A 16,323-nucleotide genomic window follows, 5' to 3' on the forward strand; every position below is an offset into this window, starting at 1 on the left:
TTGCAACAAAACATCATTGGAAATTGACCAGCACCTTCATCGATTTCGACCGGTCGCCAGCGGCTTTAAATGCCGCGATCGAATCCCGATACGAAAACACGCCGGAGATCAGCGGCTTGACGTCGATCAGGCCTTTGTTCAGCAGCTCCACTGCTACCGCGAACTCTTCGTGAAAGCGAAATGCCCCGCGCAATTCGAATTCCTTGGCGACAACCACGTTCATCGGCAAGCTGACTTCACCGCCGCCAAGACCAACCTGAACAACGATGCCGCGCGGACGCAGCACGTCGAACGCGCTGCGCAATGCAGCGGCGTTTCCGCTTGCCTCGAACAGGACATCGAAGCTTCCCTTGTTGGCCGAGAAGGGCACGAGAGCGTCGGCTTGCTCGGCGACGTTAAGCGCGACATCTGCGCCCACCTGGAGTGCGCTTTGCAGCGGCAGCGGGCTCACATCGGTCGCAACAATGTGCGCTGCGCCCGCGCGGCGGGCAGCCGCTACGATCAACGCGCCAATCGGTCCACATCCCGTAACGAGCACGCGCTTGCCGAGCAACGGTCCTGCGCGGCGCACCGCGTGCAGTGCGACGGACAGCGGTTCTGCCATCGCGGCTTCTTCGTCAGTCAGGGTGTCTGCAACGACATGAGCCTGTGAGCGATCGATGACGATTTCCTGGCGGAACGCGCCTTGCACATGCGGCGTGCGCATTGCGCTGCCGTAGTAGCGCATATCCAGGCAATGGTTCTGCAGGCCTTGCTGACAGTATTGGCAGAGTCCACACGGCCGGCTCGGGCTGATCGAGATGCGTGTGCCAACCGGCATATCGGTGACGGCCGAACCCGTGCGGGCTACGACGCCCGACACCTCGTGGCCGAGCACCATCGGCTCCTTGATGCGCACGGTCCCGAAGCCGCCGTGATTGAAGTAATGCAGATCGGAACCGCAGATGCCGCCAGCTCGAACGCGTATGAGCAGCTGGTCAGCGTCGGGTTCGGGAGTCGGAACGTCCTCGATGCGTAAATCCAGCGGGGCGTGAATGACGAGTGCGTGCATGGAAAAGGTCTCGGTCAGCGAATCGGGAGATTCGGGTGAATGATCAACCTATACCTTAGGCCTGTGCGATGCAAGCGACCAAGAGCGATTTTGTCTGGGCCAATCGGCACAGCTTATGGTTGTTGATTTGCGATGCCGGGTCTGCTTCGGCTGACGAGGCGCGAAGCAGACCTCTGGTTCAGTAGGTTTTAGAACTTGTGACGCAGGCCGATATCCGCCTCGAACAGCGAGTTATGGCCGTAGAACGGTTGGTTGGAACCCGAAGCCGCAGCCAGCGTGACCCATGCGCCGGTCAGATGGTTGTAGTCGGCGCCGATATAGATGTCCGTGCTCTTGCTCAGGAAGTAATCGAACGTCGGGCCACCGGTAATGCGCGTACCGCTCTCGCCGGCGTGGTGAACGAAGTCGACATAGAGCGGCAGGTCGAGAACGAAGGCCGGTGTGATGTAGTACTGAAGAGCTGTGGAGAACGAGTCGTTACGGTAGTCCGCCGGATAGACGTGGCTGAAGATGTATGAGGCAAAGACTTTGGCCGAACCGAACTTGTACGTTGCGCCGGCCGTGAAGACCTTTTGCGAGCTGTCCGGAATCGTGAGGCCAAAGTAGGTGCTGCCGTACTCGGTCGTGGCGGGCGTCAGGCCGCCAATGTCGTTGATCACCTGATAGGCCGCCCCGACGCTCAACGGACCGTTGTCGTACGAAAGAGCGAATGCGGGCGACGAATACTGATGGAAATTGCCGGCGGTCTGGCCGAATGTATAGGAACCCTTAGCGGTAATGCCGGCAATAGTCGGCGACGTGTATCGCACCGAGTTGTCCAGACGTCCGCCGCCGGTTTCGCCCGCTCCCTGGAAGCCGACCGTGCCGGTGTAATTGGCGAACGCATAGATGTCGTGCGTCCAGCCCATTTCGTGGACCAGCGTGTATTGGCGGCCCGCTGTGATCGTGCCGTAGTTGGTGGTGAGCCCGACGAGAGCCGTGCGGCCGAACAGACGCGCCGTGCCGTTCGGCTCCGATTGCTGCGTCGCACCAGTGTTCGGCGTAAAGCCGCCTTCCAACTGGAAGATTGCGGCCATGCCGCCACCGAGATCTTCCGTTCCCTGCAAGCCCCAGCGGCTACCTTGAATTTCGCCGCCGCTGCCCATCGTGAAAAGACTGCCGCTGCCGGTCTTCGTCTGATGATTGTCGTAACGCACCGCTTCATCAATGATGCCGTACAGCGTGACGCTCGACTGCGCATACGCGGTTCCAGATACTGCCAATCCAACTCCAATCAGTACACCTAATGTATTCTTTTTCACGAGAAGATCCCCTTGCAGTTTGAAGAAAACGGAAATTACAGTTCAACTGCCGCATCCAGACAGTGCGGCATGTCTTTATCTGAGAATGCGGCGCGATATTTCGCGCCGCATCTTTGCCCTCAATCCAAGGCAGCTACGGCCGCCGCGATCTTTTTGCAGCCTTCGTCGATGGTTTCGACGCTGGTGGCGATCGACATCCGGAAGAAGGGGGAGACCCCATAGGCCGAGCCCGCTACCAGCGCAACCCCTGCGTGTTCGAGCAGGTAGAGCACGGCATCGGCGTCGCCTTCGAGGCGTTTTCCCTGCGGGGTGGTGCGGCCGATCATGCCGCCGCAATTCACATACAGATAGAAAGCGCCACCCGGCGTGCGGCAACTGATGCCCGGAATTGCGTTGAGTGCTGCCAGCGCGTGGTCGCGCCGTTCGCGATAGACACGCACCGAACGGGTGACGAAGCTTTGGTCGCCGGTCAGCGCGGCAAGCGCGGCAGCCTGGCTGATCGAGCTCGCGTTGCTGGTCGACTGGGACTGGAGCGTGTCCATAGCGCCGATCAGGTCGGCCGGACCGGCTGCATAACCGATACGCCAGCCGGTCATCGCGTAGGTTTTGGACACGCCGTTGACCACCAGGGTCCGATCCATCAACAGAGGCTCGACTGAGAGCAGATGCTGAAGCGCCTCGCCGTCGAAGCGAATGTGCTCGTAGATATCGTCCAGCATGACGAGCACACGTGGATGACGCAGCAGCACGTCGGCCAGTGCGCGCAGCTCGCCGGCCGTATAGGTCGCGCCGGTCGGATTGGTCGGCGAATTGATGATCAGCCAGCGTGTACGTGGGGTGATCGCGGCTTCGAGGGTCGCAGGCGTCAGCTTGAAACCATCGTCCTCGGTGCATGGCACTACGACGGGTACGCCGTCACAGGCCAGCGCCATGTCCGGATAAGACACCCAGTAAGGCGCGGGAATCAGCACTTCATCGCCTTCTTCGACGGTGATGGCGAGGGCGTTGAAGATTGCGTGCTTGGCGCCGCACGTGACGATGACGTGCTTCGGATCATACGAAAGCCCGTTCTCGCGCTTGAGCTTGTCGGCGATAGCGGCGCGCAGTGCAGGTGTGCCCGCGGTTTGCGTATAGCGTGTTTCACCGCGCTCCATCGCTTCGAATGCGGCACGACGGATATGTTCGGGCGTATCGAAGTCGGGTTCGCCAACGACCAGATTGACGATCGTTTTGCCCTGACGCCGCAGTTCGGCGGCACGATCCGCCGCGGCACTGCTAGGCGACGGCTTGATGCGCTGGACACGGGCGGCGATGCGCGATGCACTCACACTGGACTCCTGGATGGGGGTTTAATGAGGCCTAACAGTAAGCGCGCAGAAAAGATGTCGCTAAGATGTCTTTCCGCTGGCGTAATAACATCCACTTATGACGGGACGAGCTGCGCACTGCACACGCATCGCAGCAATTAGTACTTCCCGCAATCGCTGCTGCCGGGGGCAATGCGCCACATCTGTCGCGTCGTCGGCACACGGGTTTTTTGAGGGCTGTGCGTCGAACAGCGCTTGCCCTATGATTGCTGCAATCCCTTAACCGACCACGGATGCAATCAGCGTGAACCTGCGGCGTTTGAAGTACTTCGTGAAGATTGTCGATATCGGCAGCCTGACCCAGGCGTCCGAAGTGCTGCATATCGCCCAGCCCGCGCTGAGCCAGCAACTGATCACGCTCGAAGACGAGTTTCAGCAGCAACTGCTGGTGCGCACGAAGCGCGGCGTGACGCCGACCGAAGCGGGCGCCACCCTTTACCGTCACGCGCAGCTGATCCTGCGGCAGTATGAGCAGGCGCAGGCGGACGTGAAGAGCGCCGGGCAAACCTTGTCAGGCCAGGTGTCCGTGGGTCTCGCGCCGGGCACGGGGGCGTCGGCCCTGTCCTTGCCGTTGTTGCGCACGGTGCGCGCCCGCCATCCGGACATCCTTCTGTATATCAACGAAAACTTCGGTACCACGCTTAGCGAGCTGATCATGAACGGGCGGATGGACATGGCCGTCCTCTATGGCGACAAGCCGGTCCACGGCCTGTCGTTCCAGCTTCTGATGAACGAGGAGCTGTTCCTCGTCGCGCCGCGCAGCATGGGCATCACGCAGGAGCAGATCAACGTGACGGCCCTGCGCGATGTGCCCTTGCTGCTGCCGCGGCCCTATAACTATCTGCGCAAGTACGTGGACGAAGGCTTCGCGCGTGTCCAGATGATCCCCAAGGTGGTGGCCGAGATCGAATCGGCGTCGACGCTTTCGGCCGCCGTGGGCGCCGGCATCGGCGCCACGATCCTGCCGGACTCCACCGCGCGGGTCGTCGCGGCGGCGGGCGATATCGTCCAGTGCCGCATCGTTTCGCCGGTCATCAAGATCCCCCTCTCGGTCTGCCTGTCGGACCATCTTCCCCTTTCCGAGCCCGCCGCGGCCGTCAAGGACATCCTGCTGGAACTGGCGGGTGACCTTGCGCTCGACGTGCGTTCGGAGGCCGGCGCCGATACATAAGCGCGCCTTATCGCTACAAACCCAAACCGTCTTGGCGCATTTTTTATGCGCCAGATACATTGAGTCCAGCGTAGATCGTCCAGCTTGAGTGGAGCCGGACCGACTAGCCTTAACCAGGCCACGGACTCAGAAATGGATCTTCAGAAGATTAAGGGTCTCATTGACCTGCTGGCCGAATCGCGGCTTGCCGAACTCGAACTGATCGAGGGCGACGAGAAGATTCGGCTTGTCAAAACACATCGGCGCGCGACGTCCGATGCGAGCGAGGACATCCCTCGCTCCGCGCGTTCGACCCCCGCCGAGGAAGCGGGGCAGGCCGTCCCACCCGTCGCCGCTTCGACCACAGTGGATGCCACGGCGAGCGAGCCCCAGCTGGTCTGCGCCCCGATGTTCGGCATTGTTCATCTGACGCCGGCTCCCGGGGAGCCACCCTTCGTAGGCGTAGGCGATGCCGTTGAAGAAGGGCAGGCGCTCTGCACGATCGAAGCGATGAAGATGTTCAACGCGATCGAATCCGAGTTCAAGGGCAACGTCGTCGAGATTCTCGTCAGGCCGGGTGACGAGGTGGAAGCCGGCCAGCCGCTGTTTCGAATCAGATGATGGCCATGCGTACGAATCCATCGATGAATTGCCGCTCCGTTGTGGCGACGTGCCATTTCTTCCGGTCGGGCGACGATGTTTAACAAGGTATTGATTGCCAACCGCGGCGAGATCGCACTCCGAATCCAACGGGCGTGCCGTGAGCTGGGGCTCAAGACGGTCGCGATCTATTCGGAAGCCGATGCGGACGCACGCTACGTGCGGCTGGCCGACGAGGCGTTGTGCATCGGTCCCGCCGCGCCCGGGCAAAGCTATCTGAACCGTGGCGCGATCCTGTTTGCCGCGCATGTCAGCGGTGCGCAGGCCGTTCATCCCGGCTACGGCTTTCTTTCGGAAAACGCCGACTTCGCCGAAGAAGTCGAAGCGGCAGGGCTGAGTTTCATCGGTCCGGAACCGCGCTCCATCCGGACGATGGGCGACAAGGTCGCGGCCAAGCGCGCCATGCGCGCAGCCGGTGTGCCCTGCGTTCCGGGCCCGGACGGCGGCTTGCCCGATGATCCCGCAGCGATCCTTAAGGTAGCCGAAGCGATCGGCTTTCCCGTTATCGTCAAGGCGGCCGGGGGCGGCGGCGGGCGCGGGATGCGGGTGGTGCAGAGTGCCGGGCAGTTGCTGGAAGCGGTCTCGGTGACGCGCGAGGAAGCGCGCCGCGCTTTCGGCAAGCCCGAACTGTACGTCGAGAAGTTTCTCGAGCATCCGCGCCACGTCGAGATTCAGGTCCTGTGCGACACCCATGGCAATGCGCTGTGGCTCGGTTCGCGTGACTGTTCGCTGCAGCGGCGTCATCAGAAGGTACTGGAAGAAGCACCGGCGCCAGGCATCGATCCGGGGCTGATCAGGCAGGTCGGCGAGCGCTGCGTGGAGGCATGCCGGCAGACCCGCTACCGCGGCGCGGGCACGTTCGAATTCCTGTTCGAGAACGGCGAGTTTTACTTCATCGAAATGAACACGCGCCTGCAGGTCGAACATCCGGTGACAGAGATGACCTCCAGCATCGACATCGTCAAGGAACAGATTCGCATTGCGCAAGGCCATGCGCTGACGATCCGGCAATCGGACATCCGCACCAATGGCCATTCGCTCGAATGCCGTATCAACGCCGAGGACCCTTTCACTTTCTTGCCGTGTCCCGGCAAGATCACAGCGTGGGAATTGCCGGGAGGAAACGGCGTGCGGATCGATTCGCACATGAGCAGCGGCGTCGTGGTGCCGCCGTATTACGACTCGCTGATCGGCAAGCTCATCACCTACGGCGCGAGCCGCGAGGAAGCCCTGGTGCGCATGCGTCTCGCACTCTCGGAGATGCGCATCGAAGGCATTCGTACTAATGTGCAGTTGCATCAGGCCATACTTGAAGACGAGGGTTTTTGTGCGGGCGGCGTCGATATTCACCATCTGGAACGCTGGCTTGCAAACAGGAAACCGACATGACGTGCATCATCGAACATGCATCGATCGCGTACGCCGGCACGGCCGGACAGATGCGACTGGATTCAGAAAGGACCGCCCACGCGATGAAACAGGACGATTCGGACCCTCCGCTTTGCATCAGCATGCTGGGCACGACGGCGATGCTCTTCGAAGCACCCGGCGCGCTCGATCTGCGTGCGCAACGCCGCATCTGGACGCTGGCGCGCGAGGTCGAATCGTGGCCGGGTGTGCGTGAGGCGGTGCCGGGCGTGACCAATCTGATGCTGACGTTCTCCACGCCGCCTGCCGATCCGGGCTCGCTCGACGCCGCTTTGCGCGACGCGTGGGCCGCGGCGGGCGAACTGCAGATTGAAGGCAAAGTGGTGGAGCTGCCGGTGGAATACGGTGGCGAGTTCGGGCCGCATCTGCACGACGTGGTGGCCCACACCGGCTTGTCCGTGGATGAGGTCGTGCAGTTGCATTGCGCGCCGCTCTATACCGTCTTCGCACTCGGCAGCCACCCAGGCTACTGCTACCTCGGCGGCATGGATCCGCGTATTGCCACGCCGCGTCGCAAGGTGCCCGTGCTTGGCCTGCCAGGGGGCGCGGTGTCGATCGGCGGCGTGCAGACGGGCGTTTCGGCCTCCACAGGGCCCAGCGGCTGGAACACCATCGGCCATACCTCGATGTCCTTCTTCGATCCGATGCGCGACAATCCGGCTACCCTGGCACCCGGTGACATGATTCGTTTTCGCGTCGAGAGGATCGTCTCATGATCGAGATCCTGTCTTCCTCAGCACTTGCCACGGTGCAGGACCAGGGGCGCGAGGGTTATCTGCGCTACGGTGTCGGCACGGCCGGCGCGATGGACCGGTTGGCACTCTCGGTCGGCAACCTCCTGCTCGGCAATCCCGAGGACGCGGCGGGCATCGAAATTCCGATGTTTCCATTCCGCATTCGCTTCCTTGAAGACACCGCTTTCGCGATCACCGGCGCCGATTGCGCCGCGCGTCTGGGCGAGCGTTCGGTGCTCCCCTGGTGGACCGCGCAGGCAAGCAAAGGCGACGTCCTGACGATCGGCGTACCGGCAAGCGGCACGCGCTGCTATCTGTCGCTCGCAGGGGGTGTCGATGTGCCCGTCGTGCTCGGTTCGCGCAGCACGCAGTTGCGCGGGCAGTTCGGCGGCTACAACGGGCGCCAGTTGCAGAAAGGCGATGTGGTGCAGGCTGTCGGCCTCGAGCAGGCTGCGCCGCTATATGAGCTGGCCCACGAAGCCGGGTTCGGCACCGTGCCGCCTGAGTTTTCGATACCCCGTCCGCTGGCCGTCCCTGAGGCCGAGGCGACCGAAACGGTGGTGCGTGTGCTGCCCGCCGCCGAATACGACTGCTACCAGCCGGAATCGCTCGCTGCGTTCTGGAGCGAAGGATGGAAGGTGACGCCGCAGAGCGACCGCTACGGCTACCGCCTTGCAGGTCCGACGTTGAGCGCGGTGCGTGTAATCGAAAAGCGCTCGCACGGCATCGTGCCCGGCGTGATTCAGGTGCCCCACAACGGCCAGCCGATCATCCAGTTGCGCGACGCGCAGCCGTCGGGCGGTTACCCGAAGATCGGCACCGTGATCGAAGCAGACCTGTGGCGGCTCGCGCAGGCCCGCATCGGAACGAAGCTCCGTTTTGTGCAGACCACCTATCCTGAAGCGGTGGCCGCACTCGAAGACGTGGAGCGCTATCTCGCCAAGGTTCGCAACCTGGTCGACCTTTTTCGCGGTTCCAGACACTGAAACATGACACAGAAAATCGAAGTACAGGTCAGCGAACTTCGGCAGATCACCTCGTGGCTGACTGAGGTCGATATCGAATTCGTCGAGATCAGCAGGCCTGGAACGACTATTCGGCTAACCGCAGAGGCGCAGCAGCGCGGTGCCTTGCACGAATCGCCGCTGCCGGCGGTGCCGGGCGGAGGCACCGCTGCAGCGGCCCATGTGCTGGAAGGTGCGCAGAAGCAGGTGACTACGGTGACGGCCAGTTCGGTGGGGATTTTTCTGGCCGCACATCCGGCGCGCACCACGCCGTTCGTCAGCATCGATGGTCACGTCGCGCGGGGCGATATTGTCGGCCTGCTGCAGATTGCTCAGTTGTGCGTGCCAGTTCTCGCGCCGATCGACGGTCGTGTCCTGCGGGTACTTGCGACGCATGGCGATAAGGTGGGTTACGGAACGCCTTTGTTCGTGCTGGCAGCTTCGGCATAGGGGTAAATCGGGATCAGACAATGGAGAGTGAAGAGTGGAAATCGACCTGAACGCCGATCTCGGCGAAGGCTTCGGCCCGTACACCATGGGCGAGGATGAAGCGATGCTCGATATCGTCTCGTCCGCCAACGTGGCCTGCGGCTACCATGCAGGCGATCCGGTCATCATGGACAAGACGGTCCGCATGGCACTCGCGCGGCAGATCGAGATTGGCGCGCATGTCGGCTTTCCCGATCTGCTGGGCTTCGGCCGGCGGCAGATTCAGGCCGATCCGCTGGAACTGGCCAAGTACGTGCTCTATCAGATGGGGGCATTGGCCGGGATCGCGAAGGCAGCGGGGCACCGCGTCACGCACATGAGCTTTCACGGTGCGCTCGGCAACATGGCCGCTGCGTCGTACGAACTGGCCGAGCCGCTGGTGCGGGCGGTGGCCGAGTTCGATCGTGACCTCATCATCAGCGTCTCGACCAACACGGAAATCGAGCGTGCCGCCGACAAGGTAGGCATCCGCACGGCCAACACTTTCCTCGCCGATCGCGCTTACGACGATCAGGGCGCGCTCGTCTCGCGCAAGCTGGAAGGCGCCGTGATCAAGGATCGCGCCGCGGTGCTTGCGCGCGTCAAGGAACTGCTTGAAGACGGGACGATTACGACGGTCACGGGCGGCAAGCTCAAGGTCGCAGTGCAGTCGATTCTGTTGCACGGCGATACGCCAGGCGCCGTCGAACTCGCACGCACGGTGCGCGCGGGAATCGAAGCGGCGGGTGGACGGGTCGTGCCGGTATCGAAGCTGGTGCGCTGAACGGTGCGCAAGCCGATCTGGCGCGTCATAAGGTCGACTTATCCCTACAAATCCATTTCGTCTTGGCGTGCGGTTTTCACGCCGTATACATTGAATCTCAAGGTTGCCGTCATTCGAACCGCGATAGATTCAGAACCACAAATAGAGGTAATTCATGCCGTTTTCAGACTATAAAACCGCGCTGGTGACTGGTGCTTCTACCGGAATGGGTGCGGCAATCGTCGAGCGCTTTTGCCGGGAAGGACTCGAGGTTCATGCGCTTGCACGCAACGCGGATCGTCTGAATGAACTGGCCGAGCGCACCGGGTGCATTCCGCATGCGATCGACGTCTCCGATCTGCCTGCCGTGACGAAGCTGACGCAAGAAGTGCCGTTCGATATCGTCGTGAACAATGCCGGCGTGTCGCGCAAAGGCTCGATTCTGGATGCGAATGTCGAAGACATCGACGTGCAGGTGGAAGTGAACCTGCAAGCAGTGCTGCACATTGTGCGTCTCACCATGCCGGGCATGGTGGCGCGCGACCGCGGTCATATCGTCAACATCAGCTCGATTGCGGCCATCTACAACTTCAACGGCAACTCGATCTATCACGCGACCAAGGCCGGTATTCATGCGCTGTCGCGTCAGTTGCGGGTGGATGCCACTGGCAAGCGGGTGCGTATCACCGAGATCTGTCCAGGCCGCGTTGCGACCGATATCTTTGGCCACGTGCATGGCGATATCGAAGAAGCACGCAAGAAGTTTATCGACGGCTTCGAATTGCCGCTCCCGTCCGATATCGCCGACGCGATTGCGTTCGCGATCGCCGCGCCGCTGGCCGTCAACATCAGCAACATGGAAATTTTGCCCACGCTGCAGGTGCCCGGCGGCCTGACGACGATCAAGCGTGAGCCTGTTGATCACGCAGATTGATCGAACGTGTCCGGCGTGCGCAAGAACATCATCTGAATCCAACCAAGGAGCTGTCCCATGCGAGCATCGGTCCTCGTTACCCGTGCGTCGTTTCCCGACATCGTTGATCGTCTGCGGGTGCATTTTGATGTGACCGATAACCCTGATGACACCGTCTGGACCCAACCCGAACTCATCGCGCACCTGCAAGGCAAAACGGCCGCGGTGACGGCGGGCAGCGACCGGATCGACGCTACCCTGCTCGACGCCTGTCCGCAGTTGCGCGCCGTCTGCAATATCGGCGTGGGTTACAACAACGTCGACGTCGACGCTTGTACGGCACGTGGCGTACTGGTCACGAACACGCCGGACGTCCTCACCGGCACGACCGCCGACTTCGGCTTCGCGCTGATGATGGCAGCCGCGCGGCGCATCACGGAGTCGGAGCGCTTTCTGCGCCGCGGCGAATGGATCAAGACGGGGCGTTACGACATGTTCGTCGGCGGCGATGTGCATGGCGCGACCCTGGGGATTCTCGGCATGGGCCGTATCGGCCAGGCCATCGCGCGACGCGGCGCCCTGGGTTTCGGCATGCAGGTGATCTATCACAACCGCTCGCCGCTCGCGCCTGAAGTCGAGGCAAGTTGCCAGGCGCGTTACGTCGACAAGGACACGCTGCTGCGCGAATCCGATCACCTGATCATCGTCGTGCCGTATTCGGCGAGTTCGCATCACGCTATCGGCGCGGCGCAGCTCAAGCAGATGAAGTCGTCGGCGACGCTGACCAATATCGCACGCGGTGGCGTGGTCGACGATGCCGCGCTGGCGGTTGCGTTGGCCGAGGGCAGCATCGCAGCGGCAGGCCTTGATGTCTTCGAGGGCGAGCCGGCGCTGAATCCCGCACTGCTCGAGTTGAGCAATGTGGTTCTGACGCCGCATATCGGCAGTGCCTCGGTCGCCACCCGGCGGGCCATGGCGGCGCTTTGTGTAGACAATCTGATCGCCGCACTCGGACTGGGTAATACGCCGGGCAAGCCGCCCACCCCGATCAATCCGCAAGTGCTGACGCACGCGGCGGCCACCGTCTGAGCGTGCCGTAACGCGACACAGGCGGCACTGGCCTGCGCGTTTGAGTGTTACGCGCTTTTGCCTCGACGCAAAAGCGCGCTTAAAAAAGCAGGGTGGCTGGAAACGCCCCCTGTCATGGAGACAAAAGTCATGCAAAGCCCGGTCCATCAGGCTGTCCGCCGGTCGTCACCCGCATCATTCGCGAAACTTATTGCGCCAGAAGAAAGGCCTCTGCAAGGGTCTATTTTCGCGAGCTAGTATGAATTCAACGTGGGAGCAGACGGCATTTCCGCTTTCAAAGACGATGTGACTGCTGATCATGCAATGCAGCGAACATCGGTCCGATCCGAATCATTGGGGCGTGCAATATGAAACTTCATTTTGACCTGGCGACGGTGCTGCAAGGCGACTACGGCGCGCTCTTCCTGCACGGTGTCGAACTCACACTCGCGATGGCCGTATTGGCGTGGCTTCTTTCGCTGGTGGTGGGGATTCTGCTGACGTTGATCCGCCTGACCAACAATCGTGCCGCGACTGCCTTCGTGTCAGCGTTCGTGGCCTACCACCGCAATGTGCCGATGCTGGTCCAGATCCTGTTCTGGTACTTCGGCATTTCGAATGTCTTGCCGCAAGGTTTGCAGGATCTGCTGAACCAGTACAACGGCCAGTTCGTGTTTGCCGTGATTGCGATCGGCCTGTGCAGCGCGGCTTACCTCTCCGAAGATATTCGCAGCGGCCTGCGTGCCATTCCTTATGGCCAGTACGAAGCCTCGCGCGCGTTGGGCCTGAATTTTGTCAGCGGCCTGCGCTACGTCGTTCTGCCCCAGGCCCTTCGCAATGCCATTCCGCCGATGGTCAACCACGCCGTCCTGCTGTTCAAGAACACGAGTCTTGCGATGGCAATCGGAGCGGCCGAGCTGACCTACGTCACCCGGCAGATTGAAAACGAAACGTTCCTCTCCTTCGAGTCGTATTTTGTCGCGACGGTGGTCTACCTCACGATCTCGCTCGTCATCATGCTGGCGGGAGCGAAGCTCGCGACGCACTACCGCATTCCGGGAGTGAAGTGATCATGTTGCAGATCCTGCGCGACAACTGGACGCTGCTGCTGATCGGGCAGTATCCGCATGGCCCGCTGGGCGGCATCGTCCTGACGATACTGCTGTCGCTGTCGGCACTCGTCATTGCCTTTCCGCTGGGCATCCTCGTGGCGCTTGCGCGGATCAGTCCGTTCCCGCTTCTGCGTGCGCCGGCTACGGGCCTGGTCTATATGGTGCGCGGCATCCCGTTGTTGATGGTGATTTTCTGGGTGTACTTTCTCGTGCCCGTGCTGACCGGCTATCCGGTCACGGGCTTCGTGACGATGCTGTGCGCCCTGGTGGTCTACGACTCGGCGTATCTGGGCGAAATCATCCGTGCCGGTATCGAGGCGCTTCCGAAAGGCCAGGTCGAAGCGTCGCGCGCGCTCGGCATGAGCTACCTGGGGACGATGCGCGCGATCATCCTGCCGCAGGCGCTTTATAACGTACTGCCAAGCATGGTCACGCAGTTCGTTTCGACGGTGAAGGAAACTTCGCTCGGCTACATCATCAACGTTCAGGAAATCTCGTTCGCGGCCGACCAGATCAACAACCGGCTGCTGACGAAACCGTTCTCCGTGTATCTGATTCTCGCGCTGAGCTACTTCGTGCTGTGCTATGCGCTGACGCGCTTCGCGCGCCATCTGGAGCGCCGCGTGACGAAGAAGCGGGCGGGTTCGGCTGCGAGGAACAGCAAGGTGGCCTCGGCCTCTCTGCCTGATCCGCTGCCTAGCGAGAACTAGGCGTCCCACTATCCAAGGAATTCGCATGATCAAGTTTTCCAGCGTCAACAAATGGTACGGCGAATATCACGCACTCGTGGATGTGAACGCCGAGGTTCGCAAGGGCGAAGTGGTCGTCGTGTGCGGACCGTCCGGCTCCGGCAAATCGACGCTGATTCGCACGGTCAACCGGCTCGAGGAAATCGATCGCGGACAGATTTCGTTCGATGGCCAGAATATTCACGACCGGAAGCTCAGTCTGAATGCTTATCGAAGCCGCATCGGCTTCGTGTTTCAGCAGTTCAACCTGTTTCCGCATCTGTCGGTGCTGGAGAACATCACGCTCTCGCCGATGCGTGTAAACGGTCTGAAGCGCGCGAACGCCGAGCGTAAGGCGGCCGATCTTCTGGCACGCGTGGGACTGTCCAACAAGGCGAGCGCCTATCCGCCGCAACTCTCGGGTGGCCAGCAGCAGCGCGTGGCGATTGCCCGTGCGCTGGCAATGGATCCTCCTGCGATGCTGTTCGACGAACCGACCAGCGCGCTCGACCCGGAGATGGTGGGTGAAGTCCTGAACGTAATGAAGAGTCTGGCCCAGGAAGGCATGACGATGATGTGCGTCACCCACGAGATGGGTTTCGCGCGCGAAGTGGCCGACCGGGTCTGGTTCATGGATGCCGGCAAGATTCTGGAGACGGCGCCGCCCGAAGAGTTCTTTTCACGCCCGCAGCATGCGCGTGCGCAGCGATTCCTGTCCGATCTGCGTACGCATTGACGATTCGATGTAGACATCTTGTACCACCTGGCTGATCGATAGCCTTACTCATATAACTCAGGAGCATGACGATGCAAGGGAAGAAGTTTGTTGCGGGGCTGTTAGTCCTTGGTGGTACGGCTGCATGTTTGACTCCTGCTTATGCGGATCAACTGGCTGATATCAAGAGCCACGGCGAGTTGACCTGCGGTGTCTATTCGAACGTCGAACCGTTTTCGTATCCGGATGCGCAGACACGCCAGCTCGAAGGCATGGATGTCGACCTCTGCAATGGAATCGCCAAACAACTGGGCGTCAAGGCGAAGCTCGAACCGCTGGCTGTGGAGGCGCGTATTCCGCAACTGAAGCTTGGACGCGTCGATGTGGTCGTGGCTAACCTGGCCTATACGAAGACGCGCGCAACGCAGATTGCATTCAGCGATGCTTACTATTCAACCAAGGAAGTGCTGGTCGTCAAGAAAGCCGATGCGACGAAGAAATTAACTGACTTCGCTGGACAGAAGATCAGTGCCGCGGACGGTTCGACTTCCGCGCAGTCGATTCCTTTGTCCATCAAGGATGGCCAGGCGGTGACCTTCCACGATACTAGTTCGGCGTTCCTCGCGCTTGAGCAGGACAAGGTGAAGGGCTTCGTCACGAACCAGATGACTGCCATCAAGATCACGAAACAGGTTGACGGCACGGATGGCGCGGTCGCGATCGCTTCCGAGCCGATGTTGATCGAGCCGATCGCGGTGGGCCTGCGTCAGAACGAACCGGCGATGCTCGATGCGGTCAACAAGGCGCTGGCGGCGATGGAGCAGAGCGGCGAGATGAGCGGTGTGTTCAATAAATGGCTGGGTCCGAAGACACCGTACGGCCTCGTGCGGACCGACAAGGTCACGCCGATCAGTCAGCTCAAGTTCACGCCGGTGTCGTGAAGAGACGCATTGAAATGTGCCGCACCCTGGCGCCTTGTGCGCCGGTGCGGTAAAACGGTGTCTTTAGCAAGGACGCAAAGGATCTGAGTTGAAGAATATCTTGGGGATGTTCGATCTGTCGGGCCGCCGTGCCTTGATTACGGGTTCGAGTACCGGGATCGGCTATGCATTGGCAACAGGACTTGCCGCAGCGGGGGCTGAGGTCGTTCTGAACGCTCGCAGCGAGGCGCGCCTGAACGACGCGGTCGGCCGGCTGAATGCCGACGGTGCAACCGCGCACGCCGCCAGCTTCGATGTGACGTCGCCGGGCGAAGTGGAGGCAGCGATCGGGCGTATCGAACGGGAGATCGGCCCGATCGATATTCTGGTCAATAACGCGGGCATGCAACGGCGCGCACCCCTCGAGCAGTTTTCCCATGCACAGTGGGAAGAACTCATGAAGACGAACGTCGAAAGCGTCTTCCTGGTGGGGCAAGCGGTGGCGCGTCATATGATCGAGCGTAAGCGCGGCAAGATCATCAACATCTGCTCGGTGCAGAGCGAGTTGGGTCGGCCGAATATCGCCGCTTACACGGCGAGCAAAGGCGCGGTGAAAATGTTGACCAAGGGCATGGCCATCGACTGGGGCCAGCATGGCATTCAGGTCAATGGTCTGGGACCGGGGTACTTCAAAACCGAACTGACTGAAGCGCTAGTCAACGACGAGAAGTTCAGCGCGTGGTTGATCGGACGCACGCCTTCGCGGCGCTGGGGTGAAGTCGAAGACCTCGTCGGCGCGGCGGTATTCCTCGCAAGCGACGGGTCGAACTTCGTGAACGGTCACATTCTTTACGTGGACGGCGGAGTCACGGCGACGCTGTGATTGGCAGCGTGCGACGCCGGACCTCATACCATCTGTATCAATCATGCTGATGGGTCGC

The 16,323-nt window shown here is 61.3% G+C and carries 17 protein-coding genes; 14 read left to right on the top strand and 3 right to left on the bottom strand.

Going from position 1 to position 16,323, the window contains the following annotated elements; all coding sequences use genetic code 11:
- Window positions 1-13: 13 nt before the first annotated feature.
- The 3 genes from P3T24_RS00445 to P3T24_RS00455 form a co-directional block, all read right to left on the bottom strand.
- Complete coding sequence (locus P3T24_RS00445; protein WP_429408351.1) at window positions 14-1,051, bottom strand: L-idonate 5-dehydrogenase; 1,038 nt, start codon at window positions 1,049-1,051, stop codon at window positions 14-16.
- A gap of 188 nt (window positions 1,052-1,239) precedes the next feature.
- Window positions 1,240-2,313 (bottom strand): porin, encoded by a 1,074-nt coding sequence (locus tag P3T24_RS00450; RefSeq protein WP_083611537.1) that lies wholly within the window; start codon window positions 2,311-2,313, stop codon window positions 1,240-1,242.
- A 158-nt stretch (window positions 2,314-2,471) separates the two neighbouring features.
- Window positions 2,472-3,680 carry an aspartate transaminase gene (locus tag P3T24_RS00455; RefSeq protein WP_429286042.1) on the bottom strand — a complete coding sequence of 403 codons (1,209 nt, stop codon included), beginning with the start codon at window positions 3,678-3,680 and terminating at the stop codon, window positions 2,472-2,474.
- Between the two features lie 283 nt (window positions 3,681-3,963).
- Between P3T24_RS00455 and nac the strand changes: the two genes are divergently transcribed.
- The 14 genes from nac (at window position 3,964) to P3T24_RS00525 (ending at window position 16,265) form a co-directional block, all read left to right on the top strand.
- Entirely contained in the window at window positions 3,964-4,890 is a 927-nt protein-coding gene (gene nac / locus P3T24_RS00460; RefSeq protein WP_074266232.1) for a nitrogen assimilation transcriptional regulator NAC, read from the top strand.
- 132 nt (window positions 4,891-5,022) lie between these two features.
- Window positions 5,023-5,490 carry an acetyl-CoA carboxylase biotin carboxyl carrier protein gene (gene accB, locus P3T24_RS00465; RefSeq protein ID WP_074266231.1) on the top strand — a complete coding sequence of 156 codons (468 nt, stop codon included), beginning with the start codon at window positions 5,023-5,025 and terminating at the stop codon, window positions 5,488-5,490.
- A gap of 75 nt (window positions 5,491-5,565) precedes the next feature.
- Window positions 5,566-6,918 carry an acetyl-CoA carboxylase biotin carboxylase subunit gene (gene accC / locus P3T24_RS00470; protein ID WP_074266230.1) on the top strand — a complete coding sequence of 451 codons (1,353 nt, stop codon included), beginning with the start codon at window positions 5,566-5,568 and terminating at the stop codon, window positions 6,916-6,918.
- Between the two features lie 83 nt (window positions 6,919-7,001).
- Entirely contained in the window at window positions 7,002-7,673 is a 672-nt protein-coding gene (pxpB, locus tag P3T24_RS00475) for a 5-oxoprolinase subunit PxpB (protein ID WP_074269200.1), read from the top strand.
- Complete coding sequence (locus P3T24_RS00480) at window positions 7,670-8,677, top strand: biotin-dependent carboxyltransferase family protein (RefSeq protein WP_429431473.1); 1,008 nt, start codon at window positions 7,670-7,672, stop codon at window positions 8,675-8,677. Before pxpB ends, P3T24_RS00480 begins: the two co-directional genes overlap by 4 nt.
- Window positions 8,678-8,680: 3 nt before the next feature.
- Window positions 8,681-9,145 carry an acetyl-CoA carboxylase biotin carboxyl carrier protein gene (locus tag P3T24_RS00485; RefSeq protein WP_429431476.1) on the top strand — a complete coding sequence of 155 codons (465 nt, stop codon included), beginning with the start codon at window positions 8,681-8,683 and terminating at the stop codon, window positions 9,143-9,145.
- 34 nt (window positions 9,146-9,179) lie between these two features.
- Entirely contained in the window at window positions 9,180-9,947 is a 768-nt protein-coding gene (locus tag P3T24_RS00490) for a LamB/YcsF family protein (protein ID WP_074266227.1), read from the top strand.
- A 154-nt stretch (window positions 9,948-10,101) separates the two neighbouring features.
- Window positions 10,102-10,860: an SDR family oxidoreductase gene (locus P3T24_RS00495; protein WP_074266226.1), complete on the top strand. Its 759-nt coding sequence runs from the start codon at window positions 10,102-10,104 to the stop codon at window positions 10,858-10,860.
- Window positions 10,861-10,917: 57 nt separating this feature from the next.
- A complete protein-coding gene (locus tag P3T24_RS00500) occupies window positions 10,918-11,928 on the top strand; it encodes a 2-hydroxyacid dehydrogenase (RefSeq protein WP_429286037.1) in 1,011 nt (336 codons plus the stop codon).
- Window positions 11,929-12,275: 347 nt separating this feature from the next.
- Window positions 12,276-12,977 (top strand): amino acid ABC transporter permease, encoded by a 702-nt coding sequence (locus P3T24_RS00505; protein WP_074266224.1) that lies wholly within the window; start codon window positions 12,276-12,278, stop codon window positions 12,975-12,977.
- A 2-nt stretch (window positions 12,978-12,979) separates the two neighbouring features.
- Window positions 12,980-13,729, top strand: coding sequence for an amino acid ABC transporter permease (locus P3T24_RS00510; RefSeq protein ID WP_429431479.1), 750 nt, complete (start codon window positions 12,980-12,982; stop codon window positions 13,727-13,729).
- A 25-nt stretch (window positions 13,730-13,754) separates the two neighbouring features.
- Window positions 13,755-14,483: an amino acid ABC transporter ATP-binding protein gene (locus tag P3T24_RS00515; RefSeq protein WP_074266222.1), complete on the top strand. Its 729-nt coding sequence runs from the start codon at window positions 13,755-13,757 to the stop codon at window positions 14,481-14,483.
- Window positions 14,484-14,554: 71 nt separating this feature from the next.
- Complete coding sequence (locus P3T24_RS00520) at window positions 14,555-15,403, top strand: transporter substrate-binding domain-containing protein (RefSeq protein WP_174567538.1); 849 nt, start codon at window positions 14,555-14,557, stop codon at window positions 15,401-15,403.
- Between the two features lie 106 nt (window positions 15,404-15,509).
- Entirely contained in the window at window positions 15,510-16,265 is a 756-nt protein-coding gene (locus P3T24_RS00525; RefSeq protein WP_429286191.1) for a glucose 1-dehydrogenase, read from the top strand.
- Window positions 16,266-16,323: the final 58 nt, after the last annotated feature.

The organism is Paraburkholderia sp. GAS33, assembly GCF_050436645.1.
Classification (GTDB): domain Bacteria; phylum Pseudomonadota; class Gammaproteobacteria; order Burkholderiales; family Burkholderiaceae; genus Paraburkholderia; species Paraburkholderia phenazinium_B.